A 15,961-nucleotide genomic window follows, 5' to 3' on the forward strand; every position below is an offset into this window, starting at 1 on the left:
GATCGGCGCAGCAGATTTTTTAATTATCCCCGCCGAAGCATCAGTTAAAGGTTATGGTTCCCTGGTGCGGACACTGGACTTACTCAGTGGCTTGCAAGATGTCGGCGCAACGAATGCCCAAGTATTAGGTGTTTTACCCTTCCGCGACCGTTGGTTTGGGAACACCCAAGCCCAAGAAAGTCGGGCGGCTGTAGATGGAATGCGTGATGAAGTTGGCGAGGGGTCAGTTATACCCTCAATCCGCGAATCAGAACGCTACAAACAAGCCATCAACAAACGTACAACTCTCTCGCAGTTGGGATATACCGACTTGGAATATCCCTTTGAAATTTTAATTGAGAAAATTCACGCTGCACTTGGGGGTAAATAAAAATGTCAGATAACGTACTCAACCAACTACGCAACAAACGCAATCGCTCCACAGTTGAACCACGCCAAGATGCACTCGTTCCCAAAGTACAACCCGAACCCCAAACAGAAGAACAAAACTCACCACAGGAAACCAGCCCAGTTACCGATCCAGCCAACCCAACTGCTACACCAGCAGACACAATCGCTGAACTTCAAGCTGAACTTGAAAAATATCCCGAAACTCGACGACATTCAGCGATCGTCCTTGAAAAAGACCTCGACCAAGAATTAACACGGTTTTGTAAAGATAGGGGAATCACAGTTGAGGTATTTCTAGAAGCTGCTTGGACTTTTGCTAGTGCAGATAACGCACTTTTAGAAAAAATCACCACTGAAGCCAAACGCCGCTACGACCAACGTAAGCGAGTTGGTCAAATTAAACGGTTAATAACTATGTTGAGTAACTCGTCAAAGTAACAGATGTTGAGAAGGCGATCACTAATCGGCGCTGGTTGCCCCTTTGCCAGATAGTCCTAAAGATGAGTCGTCCAATCCAAGTAAGTAAAAAACTGTTATTTTCTCGGACTTAATAATTGCGTAATTGCCAAATTACAGTCCATTTTCTACTATTTTATTCTGCTTCTAACCATCCTCTAATTGTCTCAGCAGATATGCTAAAAAGTGGGTGATTAAATATCGCTTTCAATGCTTCCAATCCCCCAGCTTTTAAGGCAAATTTTAATCTCTTTTTCAGAGTAGCATTGCCTTGAATTTCTTGACGAATCGCCTCTTTAATTAATTGTATAGTTCTCTGGTCGATACAATCGTGTAAAATTATATCAGCAGTTCTTAACACTGCTGTAAAGAGTGTTTGAAACTCGCCTCGTGTAAATTCCCCAGTAATAGGAAGACGTTTTTGTTGTCTACTTTTTAAGTAAACGTATTTGCAATCAATATTATCTAGCTTTGTTTCGCTGTTAATATTCCAATCTTCTATACAAGCACCTGTAAACTTTGCTCCAGTAAAATCGGTTCCCAGCGCATGGACTCGACTAAGATTAGCTTCGCTGAAGTTAACTTCACAGAGATTATATCCACTGAGGTTAAGTCCTCTAAGGTCAGCTTTGCTCAAGTTAGCTCCCCAAAGTGTTGCACCTAATAGTTTAGTCTCCCTAAGTTCAATTTCGCTGAGATCAGCTCCGCTCAAGTTAGTTTCCCAAAATTCTGCGTAATCGAGTCTAGAACCCCAAAGGTTAGCTTTCCAAAGTTTAGCATTAGTGAGATTAGCATGGCTCAATTCAGCATTTTGTAAAATAGCTTGGTTAAGGTTAGCTCCAATCAGCTTTGATATTCTAAGATTTGCTTGTGTAAGGTCAGCCTTCTCCAAGGTAGCACCACAGAGTTTCGCATAGCTAAGGTTAGCTTGTGTGAGATTTGCTTGTGTGAGATTTGCTTGTGTGAGGTCAGCATCCCTCAACGTAGCACCGCAAAGTTCTGCATAACTAAGGTTGGCTTGTGTGAGGTCAGCTTCCGCGAAATTAACTGCCCTAAGTTTTGCATAACTGAAGTCAAATTCCCTAAGACTAGCATGGCTGAGGTCAACTCCTCTAAGACAGGGGATTATGCTTGGATTATTCTTCCTCCACTGATTCCAGGCATCCACACCTTGCTTTAGTTTTTTAAAATGCTCATCTTCCATCATTGCGATTCCTTCATGCCATCGCTTAAATATTTATGCCTTATGAAAACGATTACTGTATCTCACCTCACAGGGCATCTGATTGCGTTCGTTGTATTTTCAATTAAATTGGCTTTTGTTATTGCAACGCTGGACACTCTTGTAACACCGTAATTGTCTCTGGCGGAGCTTTGCTCACAACGCTTCGGGCAGGCGGAGCCTTTCTTTTATACCGTAAGGTGTAGCGACTTCAGGGCGTGGCATGGGCAAGCTGCGGCTAGTGGTTTATAAGCTGCTGTGGACAATGTTTGCTGCACCAGATGCCCAGTGTTTGCTATCAATTTTGATATCAAAGCAGGAAATTACAGACGTACCATTACTAATTGACACCATTAAACTTCCGCAAGAAGTATTTTGCTCTCTACTCCATGTTTTCATTGATGCTCCCCCCTACCCAGGTATGATAGTCGTTATTGGAAAATTGTATTATCAATAACGTAATAGTGAGCATTTATGCCTAACGAGCCAATTTTTGGTGAGCTAGTTAAAGTTGAATTGGAGGCGTGTTTAGATGCACCGATCGCCCGATATTTTGACGCGCAACTTGATAAAGACCCGGATGTGTTGGCGCAGCTGTTGGCAGATAAGCGCAACCCCAATACTCGACGGGCTTATGAAAAGGATTTGAGGGATTTCTTTCTGAAGATGACTTTATTACCGCCAACTGGGGATAGTGTGCTGGAGTTTCTGCACTTGCAGCGAGAGCAGGCAGTGATGGTGGTGTTGAAATATAAGGCGATGTTGATTAAATCTGGGTTGCGGGAGGCGACAATCAATCGGCGGTTGGCGGCGATTAAGTCGTTGGCGAAGATGGGGCGAAAGTTGGGAGTGTGCAACTATTCCCTGGAAGATGTTTCAGGGGAGAAGGTTAAGGCGTACCGAGATACACGGGGGGTTGATAGCAAAGCGATATCTATTGTAATTCAGCAGTTTGATAGAGAAACATTGATTGGTAAACGCAACTATGCGATTTTTCTGGTGCTGTGGGGTTTAGCGTTGCGTCGCCAGGAGATATGTCAATTAGATGTGGGTGACTTTGATTTTTATGGACGCAAGTTGAGGGTTTTGGGGAAGGGTAAGGGAACGAATGAAGAATATTTGGATATGTCAAAAGATGTGGCGGCGGCTCTTGCAGATTGGTTAATTGCTAGGGGTGATTTGAATGGCAATTTACCGATATTTACAGCATTGGATTTTCATAATGAAGGGCATAGATTGACTACGGATGCCATCTATAAAATAGTGGCTACTGCTTTTAAGAGGGCGGGGGTTAAGAAACCAATGTCACCACATAGGGTTAGGCACTCGGCGATTACGGCGGCGCTTGATGCCACCGATGGGAATATCAGAAAGGTGCAGAAGTTGAGCCGTCATGCTGACCCGCGAACGTTGATGATTTATGACGATAACCGGAATAAAGACCTGTGGGAGATGTCGGAATTGTTAACGGGAATGTTGAAGGATTCGGAGGATAAAAATTAAGAAATGCTCCTATTATTGCTTTGAGCAAGCATGAGATAAAAATTATTCGTCTTCTGAAGAATCATCATCCACCATCAAAACATAATCTGCCATCTGCGCTGCTAAGTGAAGAACAATTGGACGAGCTAAGGTATCTTTGTATTGCAATGCCATCCGACGTAATTCATGCGTCAATACTGCCCAATGCCAAGGTTCATCTTCTGGTTGTATACAAGCTACTACTAACTCAAGTATTGCAGGGTTTGACCAGTGGAGTTGAGGTTTATGAAATTTACTGAAATCGAGTTTTTCCTTTGGCATTGTATTAGATTTTTGCCCAATACTAAGAAATATACGTTCATTGCTGTCCGTCTTAAATAGCCCCTCTGTCGCCACACTTATTTGTTCAAGTTCCATCAAATTATCAAACAACTTTACCTTCTGCTTCTCTTTATCATGCAGAGCATACCATTCTGGAGTTTCTCCATTTTGGCGTACCCGAACTACGCGAACTTTTGGCATCATTTGAGGAGATTCGGTGCCAAAAACTATCCCTTCTTGAGATATTTGTGTATCTTGTAGCCATGCCCAATACCTTCGTATGTTTTGGGCATCACAGAAGAGTAATGTATCTTTACCTCTTAACTCTTTGGTTTGCAGCATTCGTTTGATAAATCCTTTTATCTCCTTTTTCAACTCGTTGTTATCTCCTGTAATAGATGTTCCTTTTGTGTTTATTTGCCTTAAAGCTTCATCGTAGGGTATCCAATCAGATAGACCATTGAAAGTGGCTTCAATTATTTGAGAGTCTGAACGCATTTTTACCATAACTGGGATGAGTTGTTGTTTCCCATGAGCGCTGGTTTTAGAAGTGCGGTTAACCAAGAATAAACCAACGTAAGTAAGAGGTTCAGGAAGAATTGCTGATGGAATAACTATACGAGGCAGAGCTATCTGTACTCCCAGCGACCGCAGTAGGTCTAAAAAAGAAGTTATCGCTTTCTGCGGTAGCTCTTCTTGTAATCCATTAATTTCATTCTGTTCGTATCTGTTTAACTCTCTTCCTTTATCTTTTGCTGCCTTTTCATATTCCTTTTTTAATTCCTCATGTTCAGGGACAATAAACTTAGATACCCTGTCAATTTTCTCTTGAGCAAAGCCTAAGCGAATAACTGCTTGGGGATCTGTCCATTCAGGTTTCCAATGATTTTCCCCATAAAGTTCAACTAATACCCCTACCTTACCTGTCACAGGTGGCATTTTATTAACAGTTTCTGCTACCTCATTGATTCGGATGTTGATAGCTTTTTTTCTTTGTTCGGAATTCGGTCTTTTTTTCGGATCTATAGATAAAGGTAAACGTTCTGCTAATTTCCCTATTCCTTGCGTGCGTAAAGTTACAGTCAAATCTATATCTGGTAAGTTATGAACACCTGCTGTCGCTGTTTTCAATCCCAGGCAATACCATACTGCTTTTATAAGTGCATCGCGTGTTGATTCGTTAATATACCAAATTTCAATGGTTAGCTCTTTGCCAATACAGTTACGTATGGCTTCACCAAGCCTTTTACTCTCTGAGCGGAGTTTTTCTGTAAATTCTTCTAATAATTTCTCGGATCTAATTTTAAATTCTTCATCTATTTCGTCTTCTTTTTTATGAAACTCATTCCTCTCTGATTCTTGTTTTTTCAAAAGATTTTCGTGTCTAGATTGGAATTGTTTATCTGAAATATTAACTTTATTTTGAAGTTGCTCTCTCTCTAATTCTTGTTTTTTTATTAATTTCTCATACCTAGCTTGAAATTGCTCCTCCGATTCCGCTTTTTTTCTTTTTGGTATGCCCATAGTCCAAGATGTACCATCCGGTTTGGGTAAGTCAAAGATTTGAGCAGATTGCTTGGTATTTATTTGATAATTAAACCGCTCATATCCTATTAGTTCCCAATCATCTTGTAATAACAATGCAATTTGTTCAGCGAATTGACGGCGGTTAATTGGTGGCAATCCTTTCCCTACTTTATGACCGGGAATCATACCATCTTTGTAGGTAATACAAAGATTAGGAATATCTTGGAGATTAAGTGCTTGTATCGGATTAGCTAAAATTTGTTCTGGAGTGTATGGAAGAGGGTTGAATTTATCTAACAGATTAGCTAAGTTGTTAGCCCATTTAGGCTCTCCTTTCCATACCAGTGGAGCTACTTGAAAATATTCGGTATAACCGTAAGGATTTAATCCCTTCCCCCATTTAAGCTTGGTACGAATATACACAGAACTAGCTTGCCTTCCTGGTAGCAAACGCGTATCATTTATACTGCACCACCGCCGGATACTCATATCGCATTGCAGTTGAGGATATGGCTGGAATGGAACCGTTTGTACTTTCAAAGTTAGAAATATTGAATAATAGTAAGTACGTTTGTTTTGTGTGTACTTTAGCGGAGGCCAAGATATCAATTCTGCTCCTGATCCCTCCAATGGCGCACAGCGATAGAACTGAATTATTTCATCATTTAATTGGAACTTCAACTCTGGTTTGCTCAGTTGCGTTGCAAGAATATCAGGCAATAGAATGAACCCATCTACATCTTTGTCTTCGTTAATATTGGCAGTTCCATTAGGGTGATTTTTCCATAGTTCCGTTTTTAGAGTCACTGATTCCCACTTTAAATTGTCAGGGGACAACAGCTGCATTACAGCTTGTCGTTGCTCAAAGGTTAACCCCCTCTTGTACTTATTTGGAGTTTCATCTGGAAATTCAGTATCTAACCAATGAGAGAGAATTACTGATAATTTATCTGTGGAAATTTCAACTGGGCTATATAACCAAAATTTATCCCAAATTTTACCAATGTAAATTAAACCAGGGATGCTTGCCCGCAAAGCAGCATTGAGTGATGATATAGGAATCCCTACTTTGCCTTCATCACGGCTGTCTCTCTCTGCTAAAATTTTTTTTAATCGCTCTTTGGCCGCCTCTGGAAATTTCAGTGCATAAAAAATTTTAGCGGGTAAGTTATGTTTGAGTCGGAAAGCACACAGGCGGATTTTGTTGTATTTAGGTAATGACATAAATCAAATTATGTGTAATTTTGTGAAATGTTTACGGAAGAACGTCAGAAAAGATTTTTAGTTTTGGCGACCGCTTCATAAAATGGGCGATAAAGAGCTTGAACTATCTGCCTATCCCGTTGGGTAATCAGAGGATCATCCTCCTCAAAATAGGGTTGTAGCAAATCTCGGATGCCAACAAGGATGCTGGTTGAAGGGGTATCCTCTTGTTCATTCATCTGTGCAACATTAAGTCCAAACTTGGCATCGCACCAGAATAGTTCTGCATTACTACTACCACGAATAAGACGACCTACCACCTGCCAGAGTGAAACGGCAATATCCCAATGCATAGCAGATAAGTTTTTCTCATCAAGAGTTCTTAGCCTTACTGGTAGGTGTAGCAACCGCAGCCATTGACGATAAGCTGTGTCTCGAAAATTAGTACCTAAGTCCTCAAGATTTTCTCCCCCAAATGTCTTATAGTTTTCAATTGCCCAACGGTTTATGGAGTGAATCGCATAACTGAGGTCATCAGGACTTGGGTGGGGTAAAACCAGGAAGTAAGCTGCCCCAATTACTGCCATTCCTTTCTGATCAACAATATTGTGACCACGCTCAATCGCTTTTAGTGGAGCTATCAGAATTACCTTGTCAGGTTTGTTGGCAAACTCAGATACTCGTCCTCGTTGCAATGTGTTATGTGTTTCATTCTCTGAGTCATCATCTAGCCACTCAGATTTATTATCATCTCTCGTTAAAGCTATAACTCGATTTCCCCACCTCAGACGAACTAAATGGTCGTGGACTATTTTTACTTGTTCATAGCTATTGACTACCAACAGTATTTTTCGTCCTTGAAGGTCTGTTAGTTTTTGCTCTAAATATTCTTCCTCTACTAACTTGGTGACAATTTTCTCCAAGTTATTCTGTTTTTTATCCCCTGTTCCTGACACAAAGATTGGTTGATTTTGGTCATCATATAAGGGTAAAAACTCAGAGGAGATTGAAAATCCCTTATTAGTATTTGGTGATAAAACTCCGGTTACTGGTACATGAACATGGTATGCCGGAGATTTACCCGCCCAACTGGTTCCTGACATCAGCAATATGTGGGGACTTGCTATGTCGTCGCTGGCGAACAAATCATTGAAATGTAGAAGTGACCAACGACCAATGCCTGTGCAACGGAAAAACCGGAGACTTCCTAACTGTTCTTTATAAGATTTATGGTACTGGAATGCCAACTGATTTCCCATTGGCATCGCGGGAATTATTGCGTTGTACTCTGCGGGTGGTGCTTGAAACCACATTGAATCTTCTGCTTCCAGTTTGAGGATGTCTTGTACTTGTCTCCAGTGACGCATCATAAAGTCAAGTTTGTTTTGTAGAACACAGACTAATAATGCAAACTCTAACTTAACGGCAATTTCTTGAATATTCTCTGTTTCTAAAGGAATAGTGGCTTGTTTCTTGACCCACTCAATAAGGGCATTTTTCCTGCCACTAGCTTTGTGAGTGAGGGTAAAAAGTAGATCCTTGTCGTTGTCTAAATTATTTATATAAGGTTGAAATATATCCTTCATTAAATTATCGGCGTTTTTAGTTCCGACTAAATCAATAGCAACTTCTCGCAATAGCAACCAATCGGTAAAATATTTTTTACTATTTTGCCATTGAGATAATTCAGGATAATCCCCTCCTAACATCCGATAAATTTGGTCTGTCACTCGTTTAGCTTGTTGGCAAGCATCCCACCAATCACTGACGATTTTTTCTCGAAGTGGTTGAGAATTTTGACGCACTAATTCATCTTCGACTTTTTGTAAAACTTCATCCAACCAAGCATCTCTTGTCGGTCGGCGTAATGTCTGATCTGGGCTAAATGCTTTATCCAAATAAGCTTGATATTGGTCTACTTCATCCACAATTACTAAGTCACTATGCCTCCAAACCAACTCAGCATAAAGTAAACTTTCTTGGTTTATCTGTTGTGGCACCCTGCTGTAAACTAGACTTCCCGGTGTAGCAATCCAGATGGAAGCTTTTACTAAGTCACGTTCTTTTTGGTGGTAAGAGCATACGCTGTAAGCAGGACAAGCCATTTTCCCTTTTGGTGACTCTGACTGTTTCTCATCTGCCTCATTATTTTCTAGGTCTGTGGATTCTGATTTTTTAATAAGTTGTAGAGATACACAAGGTTGTTTTCCTATTTCAAACGGTTTTGACATTTCTGGGTTAACCAGACCGCTCAACAAGCAAGTATTACTTATCCATTGAAAACCGGGATGTGCTTGATTGAATGGTTCTTCAGTATGGTTATTATAAACAGCTTGATGCAATCGATTAATATGGCTCTTTCTGTTGGAATTTCCTAAAATTGGAGCAACATCAGTTACTCCTACATCAGCAAAAGTCTTTGCTAATTCAAATATTTGAAGGACATCTCCTACGATTAACGTGATGTGTAATTCCTTTCTTGCTGCCCAGACTGCCAGGACTTTCATTAAGTTGGATTTGCCTGATGATACCATTCCAACTAGATGCATCATCTTATTGATGGTTAGGGATTCGACTCGGAGTAGACAATCATTATCACCAAATACCTGTAATTTGACATTCTTTATCCAAGTTTTCCACTGTGATTTTAGCCCTCGTTTCCTACTTTGTCTGTCCATCCATGCTGCGGTATCTTCCAGTTCTTTCCAAGTTATACAAAGTGGAGCGCGTTGGGGTTTACCACTTAAATTGTGGCTATTTGGTGGAGACTTTACAAGGGCAGAAGGGATGGTAACTGTTTCTATGATTCCATTTACTTCACACTTATATGTTTGGTCAGCCTCTGCCCATTTTCTTTCGCGCCTTTTCAATAATGGAATAGGAGATTTTAATATCTTTGCGTATACATTAAATCTAAAATTTGCAGTTGTTATATTGCTGTTGACTTGAAACTCTTTTAGAGACTCAGATATTTCATATCCGCGCTGGTCTGCGGCGGAAGAGCAATAATTCTTTAGTGCTTCTGTCCATAGATATGGTCTTCTGTACTCTGTCAATAAATGACGACCAGAAGCATACATTTTATGTTGCGACTGACTCCAGTTTTGAAATTCTGGGATAGAGAAAAGATAACCAGTCAGCAATACCCATAGACTACTTGCGGGAGCATTTGGAACTAAGGAGCTTAATAAGTACAGTCCTAACTCCACATCACATAAGTTTTCGTCTAATCCTTCTTTAATTAGTCGAGTCCGCCATTCTTTGGTATTTCTCATAATTGACAAGTTTTTAATTTTTTCTCAACTGCTTTCAGAAAAGTCTCTTCAAACATTATCTGAGACTTTTTTAATTTAACTGGACAGTGATTTATGAACTCTTGAATATACTCGTCTCCATATTCTCTAATGTCATCAGCAAATACAAAAAAGGCTTCGTGGTATGGCTGATAGGTAAGTCTAGGGATAGGCTCGTTAACCTTCTTAGCTAAGTTATATGCAGATTCCCAAAACTTTACGTCAACTGCCCAGACTGTTTTATCAGGAAAGACAATATGCAGGTCGTATTTATCAAAATCAGGATATAGAATAACTTCTAATCCTAACTCACTCATACGTTTTTCTATTCTTAGTTCTGCACACCCAGGTCGATGAATAAAATATCGCAGCCCTTTTTTGAGCCATAAAACTTGGTCATCTTTATCACATTCAAAAGGAACTGCGGCTTTTTTTTGTTTAGCGCAATGTTTGTTCTCACACTTTAATTGATTGTCCACAGTCCGATGCATTAACCCACCACAGTGACCACAGCAGTAAAACTTTCCCTGTTTTTTGTAAGAGGCTGGAGCTTCTTCATAACTATCTTCTAAGACTTTTTGTAATGGCTTGAGTTGCAGAACAGCTTTAATATCTCGCTCTCCCTTTGTAATCACAGAGTTGGTAACAAGTAAGCGGCGAAAATCTACATATAGGTTTGGGTCTTGTGCGGATTTTCTAAAAACTTCTTCCATGACCTCTTTTTGAATCCGCTCGGCTTCGTTAATATATGACCCATCTAATTCAATACAAAATCCACTAGGCTTTTGGTCTTCTACAAATTGAACATCCTTCCACTCTTCTGGACAGTCAATTTCAATAGTCCAATCTCTAATAGGATGTTCTGCCCAGTTACTGAGGAAATCTGGAATTCCTTGAGGTTGTGTTTTATTTTGCATCACACAAATAGCTTGTAATTTTTCTACTCCCAGTTGCAGAACTACTGGATAAGGAAAAAGTTTTAGCTTTTGCATTTGCTGTGCATACTGAACTATTCCCTTAGCTATCTGACGCAGGGTTGATTCATCATCTGTTGTCTTTACCTTTTTTGAGCTAGCCTTTGTATCAGGTTTATCGCCTGGCACGTAGGAGTTCATGTCAAATCTTCTCTGTCCAGATGGCGTTCGGATTGCATTAATTTTGCCCGCAGCTTCCCATCGTCTCAAGGAGTCCACGCTTACTCCCAGCCGTCGTGCTGCCTCATTTGGGCTTACATACTCTGAAATTGGTTTTTCCTCAATTATTGTTCTTTACTATAATGCATTTATCTAGATTTTCCTATGCAAACCTATGCAAAAAATATAATAATTACCAGATTATGGGCTATATAACTTACAGATAAAGGCTTCTGGCTCTTCAAAGAAACCTTTATGAGGCAATGCGCTCCGCGCAATCGCACCCTCAGCAAGCTAAAGATGGGGCGGCAGTCGGCGGCTGGCTCTTAAGGCGATTGATGCGTTAGCAGCGTTTTGCCCAAGTGGTAAGCCGGTTTGATACCAATACAGCTGATTCATAGCAGTAGAAAGATTTTGCTGCAAATCTTTACAAGATTTGGCATCTCATGGAGATTAGCCGACTGCGGCAAGAAAATAAAATATTTGATATTTTACTAATAGTGTTGAATAAATAAACTATGGCTAAAAAATATTATAAGAATAAGGCAACAGGAAATTATGGAGTTTTAGAAGGAAGTGGTCTTTCTGCTTTTGCAACTAGAGCTAACCAATCTTCAGTTAACGATTACTTAAACCTTAGAATTTTAATTGGTATAGGTGGAATGATTGAACTCAGTTCAAGAACAAAACAAGTTCATAGCAACGATTTAATAGAGGTTACTGAAGATGAAGTTGTAAGAACATTGCTAAATATCTAAAAATATGTCTATGTCATCTACACATAATGTAAGTTTAGTTCGGTTTCGGTACACCAGTGATGAGGATGCTGTAAAAGCAAGACAATGGAATCCACAAAATATAACTTTGATTGAGGGGCAGCCCTACTTAGATACCTCTGAATTTAATCAAAATAATCCAAATAACTATGTTGTTTTATTTAATGCAGAGCTTGAACCAAGCTTCACAATTCCCTGGCTAGGTCAGCAGCAAAATAAAAACCTTGCCATTTTACTAATACATTATGATCCATTAAAAAAAATAAAACAACAGTTACCACCTGGTCAAAGAATAAAAAACTTACTTGAGCTTAATAAAGGTCTTCCCGAAGAATATCGGAAAGATATCAAAACATTTAAAGAAGAGATGCAGGAAGTGGGTACAAAACTCGGTATAGAGATAGAAAATATGGTAGATAAATCCGACTTAATTGTTTGTTGTTGGGGGGAATTTTTAGAACGACCATACCAGCAAAAACACATTTATCAGGGTAAAAGTTTTGGAGAGGTCTTTATATATAATCAAAATACAGAAAAAATGGGAGTACAAGGACGACCTCAGTATTAGTTAAAAAAATTAAACAGGCTATCTCAACAGAGAAATATCTATAAGGGACAGCCTTCATCTCTAATTAAATTAACTTTAAATAATTTCATTAAATCTAATATGGTAATTGCTTTCTCGATCTAATAATAACTGGCTATTTATTGGCTGATTTATTATTGGTGTCTAGCGGACACGCTTAAGACACTTGGTGTCTGGGCGGTGTCTGGGGTAGTGTCTGCTGGTGTCTATACTAGATAAGGCTTTCAAGCTTTGGTGTCTGTGGTGTCCGGTGTCCAGTGTCCGCTAAAAATGGGCGTTTTTGGGGCTAGACACCAGACACCAATCGCAGTCAAATTTGATTGAGCCTGATAACACCCTCGCCTATCCAGTCCGCCAATCCTGCCCCCACAATTTCATACATCCAGCCCTTGATTTGCTCAACACTAAATCTCTCACCGTTCACTTTAAAGTTGCCTTTGAACTCTCTTACATCAGCTTCAATTCGTTCAGTTCTGGTGAGATATTCATACAACTTTTGCGCCTGGGGTGATAGTTTCTTAGGTTCATCTTGGGTGTCACCTGCTTTATTACCAAGATTGAATTCCAGTTCATAAATGCGCTCCAAAGTGGCTTTATCGATAGGGGGATTGGGGTTAGATTCTGCTGGGAGAGCGTCGCTAAAGTCAGATATTTTCGCTGTCATTTTGGGCAGATTAACATCAAGCCATTCGTTAGAACTATCGAGTTTTACCTTAGCAAAACCAGTTGATGAAGGCTGTAGTGTAACTGGATCTACTTCTGCCAAACATTCAACTTGGAGCATCTTAGAAACCAGATTATGTAATCCCTTAATGCCAAATAAACACGTCTGGGTGTTGTTGTGAGCTACCACAGTAATGGGCATCTCTTGTTTGCGGCTTTTAGTAAGTGCAAGCTTGCCGAATTTGTCTAACAGTTCTGCATCTTTAATGAAGTCGCCGTATGTGGTGGCCTCCTCACAGATTAAAGACAAAGCTTTACCTTCTGCCCAAAGTTTCTGCCGCCATTGCGACTCACTCAATGATGAATTATTAAAGGTTTTTAACCGTGATTCCAGTTCACTAACGTAATCGCGGATCTGTTGTTCGATATCCTCCCAAGAGTGGTAACTTTCAATCCCTCGCCATTCACTACGGTTCGAGTCGGGGTCAAGGACAATCACACGGTAGCCGGCTTGTTTTTTGAGTTGGATTACATAACGGGCTAGCCAAGATTTACCGCCCCCTTGGTTGCCCCAAATTAAGCAGGTCTGCTTGACTAAATTCTGCACCCATGCGACAGGGTTGAGTATTGGTGCAATCGCTTGGCTGTCTGCCCCAGTAACCTTGTCGTTGGGGTCAATTGTCCCCTGTAAAGTCTGACTACCTTGTAGATAGGGCGTTTTCATCTCGCGCAACTGCTTAATGTAATCTGCTTTCTGTTGCTCGGTCATCCCAGCCGTTTGCGCCTCGAAAAGTGCATCAGTTGCCTCCATTTGGGTAACTTCAATTTCCGTGTGGGCGTAAATCTCGGCTTTTTGAATATCCACAGTGCGATCATTGGCGATTAGATCCAAGTCGGCTTGCAATTGGACTTCTGCGATCGCAACGTCTCGGCAACTCTCTAGTAGCTCGGAACGTGCAGCCATCTCAGCTTTTGCAGCATCCCGTTTTTGGGCTATGTCTTCAAAAACTGCTCTCTGTTTCTCTTCCGATTGGCAATGGCGCAGCATCCACCCAGCAAGCGCAAACCCCAGGAATCCCCCAAAACCCCAAAACGGTTTATATGGGTTAGTCGCTTTGACTAAGCCGTTAACTCCGGTTGCTGCATCTCTGACAACTTGGCGGGGCATTCCAGACAGTTTCCATTCTTGCCAGTAGAAGGGGGTCATGCGAAACGGTCGGTTATCTTTATCCCGACACACCAATGTTTTTGAAGGGGTTTTGATGCAGAAGTAGATCCGATCGCTGCTCGTTCCCTGCCATGCCATTGCAGCTGATCCAATACCTACAGTCAAACTCAGCCCAATGGCAACAGCTTTTTTATCCATCGGTAGGCGACCAAACCACAACATTAAACCCGATTGTTGCGACTCGGATAACTGTTTATGTTTGTCGGTTAAATAATTCATTTCCTCTGACTTCCACCAAATAGAAAAATCATTAATATCGCTAGAAATATGCCCACTCCTGCACCATCCATCCAACTTGAAGATTCAGCAGTTTTTGGCTTATAAACCGACTCAATAGAAGTCTTAACTGTGCTAGTAGAAGTTCTCGCTTCATTCCATTCACTAATCGGTTCATTGAGGGCACATAACAACGCTAATGAAGCACTGCAACCAGTCATTAAATTAGTGACGAAACGGTTGTTCCCTTCACCTGTTGCAGTGGCAGTAAAATACAAGTGTGCAGTACCCACAGCAAGGAACATTCCAACTGGGTGAACTTGCAATAGATGAAAGGTGAAAATAACTGCACTATTTAAACAACTGCCAGCGACAATTTCACAGGCGTTACCAGCACGTCTAAATGTTCTACCTCTGTTATTTTCTGGCAGTGGTGGTAACTGTTCGGGTTGTTGATGCTGCTTAGTTGATTGTGGTGTTTGTGCCAGCCCTTCATGCAAGAAAGGGCTGACGCTATGAGGATCTTCATTTCGTTTCCTTACTAGCATCAGCCTTTGCCTTTTAACTAATAGTTATCTGTCGCCTAGTTTCTGCCACAAGTTACCCAACATCGCACCCCAACCGCGAACTGTTCCCGTTGCAGAAACACTAGATGCTGGTGCATGATTTTGGCTAGTAACTGGTATGACTTCTTGGGGTGTAAGATTAGGCTCTAATGCCCTTGAGCCAAATCTTGCACGGGCTAACAGTTGTTGTCTTTTCTCTCTCAGTCCTGTTGTGATGGCTTGACGTTCAGCTTGCACAGTTTGCTTATTTTCTATGCTGCTGATTTTATTTTCATGCCGCCATAATTCAGCTTGTAAGTCGTGATGTAATTGGGCTGCAACTTCGGCTAGTCCGTGCTTACGTTTTTGGTCAATTCGCAGCAAGTCGGCTCTATCTTGGGCATCTATTTTACTCATTTCTGAATCAAATTCCGAATTGAGTTTGCGAATTTTGGCGATAGCACCCGCAACATGAGAGCCGTATTGTTTACGAAGTTCAGTCCAAGTGACCTGCCCTTTGGTCAACTTCTCCATCGCCTCAAAGACCACTTTTGCATTGTCCAGAAATGGCTCTAATCGGTCAGATAATTCTTGGGCGTTATTCGCATAATCCGCAAACTGTTCGAGCTTATTTATATCAGAGAGATAGCCCAGAATATCAGACTCAAATCCTCCCCAAGATTGTGCTTTCTCGTCGATATGCGAACTATGACCAACTACCGGATTACGTATTGCAAAGTCCATTGCGTTCTTCTCCTAATAAGGTATGTTGTCGTAGTCGATATCGCTAGACCCTTGGGGCAATTCATCCCAATAACCCATCTCTTCAAATCGGTTATAAATTCTCGTTGCTAATTGCCTTATGGGGTCGTCAAAATCTTCGGAAATTAAATCAAACCTGTTCTCACCAAACGCCAAGA

General features: G+C 40.8%; 14 protein-coding genes. 6 read left to right on the plus strand and 8 right to left on the minus strand.

All coding sequences use genetic code 11. The annotated features are described in order from the left end of the window. Together VB732_RS30470 and VB732_RS30475 are read left to right on the plus strand one after the other, a co-directional pair. Positions 1–370, plus strand: a 370-nt coding sequence (locus VB732_RS30470) for a ParA family protein (protein ID WP_416235788.1), incomplete at its 5' end; no start/stop codon positions are given. Positions 371–372: 2 nt separating this feature from the next. Beyond that, positions 373–828 (plus strand): hypothetical protein, encoded by a 456-nt coding sequence (locus VB732_RS30475; protein ID WP_323234594.1) that lies wholly within the window; start codon positions 373–375, stop codon positions 826–828. Positions 829–982: 154 nt separating this feature from the next. Here the strand turns inward: VB732_RS30475 and VB732_RS30480 are convergent, their stop codons facing one another. Together VB732_RS30480 and VB732_RS30485 are read right to left on the minus strand one after the other, a co-directional pair. Then, positions 983–2,053, minus strand: coding sequence for a pentapeptide repeat-containing protein (locus tag VB732_RS30480; RefSeq protein WP_323234595.1), 1,071 nt, complete (start codon positions 2,051–2,053; stop codon positions 983–985). A gap of 261 nt (positions 2,054–2,314) precedes the next feature. Beyond that, positions 2,315–2,467, minus strand: coding sequence for a hypothetical protein (locus tag VB732_RS30485; protein WP_323234596.1), 153 nt, complete (start codon positions 2,465–2,467; stop codon positions 2,315–2,317). 75 nt (positions 2,468–2,542) lie between these two features. Between VB732_RS30485 and VB732_RS30490 the strand changes: the two genes are divergently transcribed. Next, entirely contained in the window at positions 2,543–3,571 is a 1,029-nt protein-coding gene (locus VB732_RS30490; protein WP_323234597.1) for a tyrosine-type recombinase/integrase, read from the plus strand. 42 nt (positions 3,572–3,613) lie between these two features. Here the strand turns inward: VB732_RS30490 and VB732_RS30495 are convergent, their stop codons facing one another. Genes VB732_RS30495 through VB732_RS30505 form a run of 3 tightly spaced genes read right to left on the minus strand, consistent with a single transcriptional unit; the run spans position 3,614 to position 11,087 of the window. After that, positions 3,614–6,622, minus strand: a complete 3,009-nt coding sequence (locus tag VB732_RS30495) for a pPIWI_RE module domain-containing protein (protein WP_323234598.1) — start codon at positions 6,620–6,622, stop codon at positions 3,614–3,616. Positions 6,623–6,666: 44 nt separating this feature from the next. Then, positions 6,667–9,876, minus strand: coding sequence for a hypothetical protein (locus VB732_RS30500; protein ID WP_323234599.1), 3,210 nt, complete (start codon positions 9,874–9,876; stop codon positions 6,667–6,669). Beyond that, on the minus strand, positions 9,873–11,087 hold the full coding sequence (locus VB732_RS30505; protein WP_323234600.1) for a hypothetical protein: 1,215 nt from the start codon (positions 11,085–11,087) through the stop codon (positions 9,873–9,875). Before VB732_RS30505 ends, VB732_RS30500 begins: the two co-directional genes overlap by 4 nt. Between VB732_RS30505 and VB732_RS30510 the strand changes: the two genes are divergently transcribed. The 3 genes from VB732_RS30510 to VB732_RS30520 all read left to right on the plus strand — a co-directional run bounded on the left by VB732_RS30510 (position 11,008) and on the right by VB732_RS30520 (position 12,371). Next, entirely contained in the window at positions 11,008–11,184 is a 177-nt protein-coding gene (locus VB732_RS30510) for a hypothetical protein (RefSeq protein ID WP_323234619.1), read from the plus strand. The genes VB732_RS30505 and VB732_RS30510 overlap by 80 nt on opposite strands. 361 nt (positions 11,185–11,545) lie before the next feature. Continuing rightward, a complete protein-coding gene (locus tag VB732_RS30515) occupies positions 11,546–11,785 on the plus strand; it encodes a hypothetical protein (RefSeq protein ID WP_323234601.1) in 240 nt (79 codons plus the stop codon). A 10-nt stretch (positions 11,786–11,795) separates the two neighbouring features. Further along, on the plus strand, positions 11,796–12,371 hold the full coding sequence (locus tag VB732_RS30520; protein WP_323234602.1) for a hypothetical protein: 576 nt from the start codon (positions 11,796–11,798) through the stop codon (positions 12,369–12,371). A 328-nt stretch (positions 12,372–12,699) separates the two neighbouring features. Here the strand turns inward: VB732_RS30520 and VB732_RS30525 are convergent, their stop codons facing one another. Genes VB732_RS30525 through VB732_RS30535 form a run of 3 tightly spaced genes read right to left on the minus strand, consistent with a single transcriptional unit; the run spans position 12,700 to position 15,785 of the window. Continuing rightward, positions 12,700–14,499 (minus strand): hypothetical protein, encoded by a 1,800-nt coding sequence (locus VB732_RS30525; RefSeq protein ID WP_323234603.1) that lies wholly within the window; start codon positions 14,497–14,499, stop codon positions 12,700–12,702. Further along, positions 14,496–15,044, minus strand: coding sequence for a hypothetical protein (locus VB732_RS30530; RefSeq protein ID WP_323234604.1), 549 nt, complete (start codon positions 15,042–15,044; stop codon positions 14,496–14,498). The genes VB732_RS30525 and VB732_RS30530 overlap by 4 nt, the downstream gene beginning before the upstream one ends. Positions 15,045–15,068: 24 nt before the next feature. Next, positions 15,069–15,785 carry a hypothetical protein gene (locus VB732_RS30535; RefSeq protein WP_323234605.1) on the minus strand — a complete coding sequence of 239 codons (717 nt, stop codon included), beginning with the start codon at positions 15,783–15,785 and terminating at the stop codon, positions 15,069–15,071. Positions 15,786–15,961: the final 176 nt, after the last annotated feature.

Source organism: Nostoc sp. UHCC 0252 (assembly GCF_034931145.1).
Classification (GTDB): domain Bacteria; phylum Cyanobacteriota; class Cyanobacteriia; order Cyanobacteriales; family Nostocaceae; genus Nostoc.

Bases quoted from the DNA above. Each gene is read 5' to 3' on its own strand.
- VB732_RS30475 (WP_323234594.1), top strand. From the start codon at position 373: ATGTCAGATAACGTACTCAACCAACTACGCAACAAACGCAATCGCTCC.
- VB732_RS30480 (WP_323234595.1), bottom strand. From the start codon at position 2,053: ATGATGGAAGATGAGCATTTTAAAAAACTAAAGCAAGGTGTGGATGCC.
- VB732_RS30485 (WP_323234596.1), bottom strand. From the start codon at position 2,467: ATGAAAACATGGAGTAGAGAGCAAAATACTTCTTGCGGAAGTTTAATG.
- VB732_RS30490 (WP_323234597.1), top strand. From the start codon at position 2,543: ATGCCTAACGAGCCAATTTTTGGTGAGCTAGTTAAAGTTGAATTGGAG.
- VB732_RS30495 (WP_323234598.1), bottom strand. From the start codon at position 6,622: ATGTCATTACCTAAATACAACAAAATCCGCCTGTGTGCTTTCCGACTC.
- VB732_RS30500 (WP_323234599.1), bottom strand. From the start codon at position 9,876: ATGAGAAATACCAAAGAATGGCGGACTCGACTAATTAAAGAAGGATTA.
- VB732_RS30510 (WP_323234619.1), top strand. From the start codon at position 11,008: ATGTCAAATCTTCTCTGTCCAGATGGCGTTCGGATTGCATTAATTTTG.
- VB732_RS30515 (WP_323234601.1), top strand. From the start codon at position 11,546: ATGGCTAAAAAATATTATAAGAATAAGGCAACAGGAAATTATGGAGTT.
- VB732_RS30520 (WP_323234602.1), top strand. From the start codon at position 11,796: ATGTCATCTACACATAATGTAAGTTTAGTTCGGTTTCGGTACACCAGT.
- VB732_RS30525 (WP_323234603.1), bottom strand. From the start codon at position 14,499: ATGAATTATTTAACCGACAAACATAAACAGTTATCCGAGTCGCAACAA.
- VB732_RS30530 (WP_323234604.1), bottom strand. From the start codon at position 15,044: ATGCTAGTAAGGAAACGAAATGAAGATCCTCATAGCGTCAGCCCTTTC.
- VB732_RS30535 (WP_323234605.1), bottom strand. From the start codon at position 15,785: ATGGACTTTGCAATACGTAATCCGGTAGTTGGTCATAGTTCGCATATC.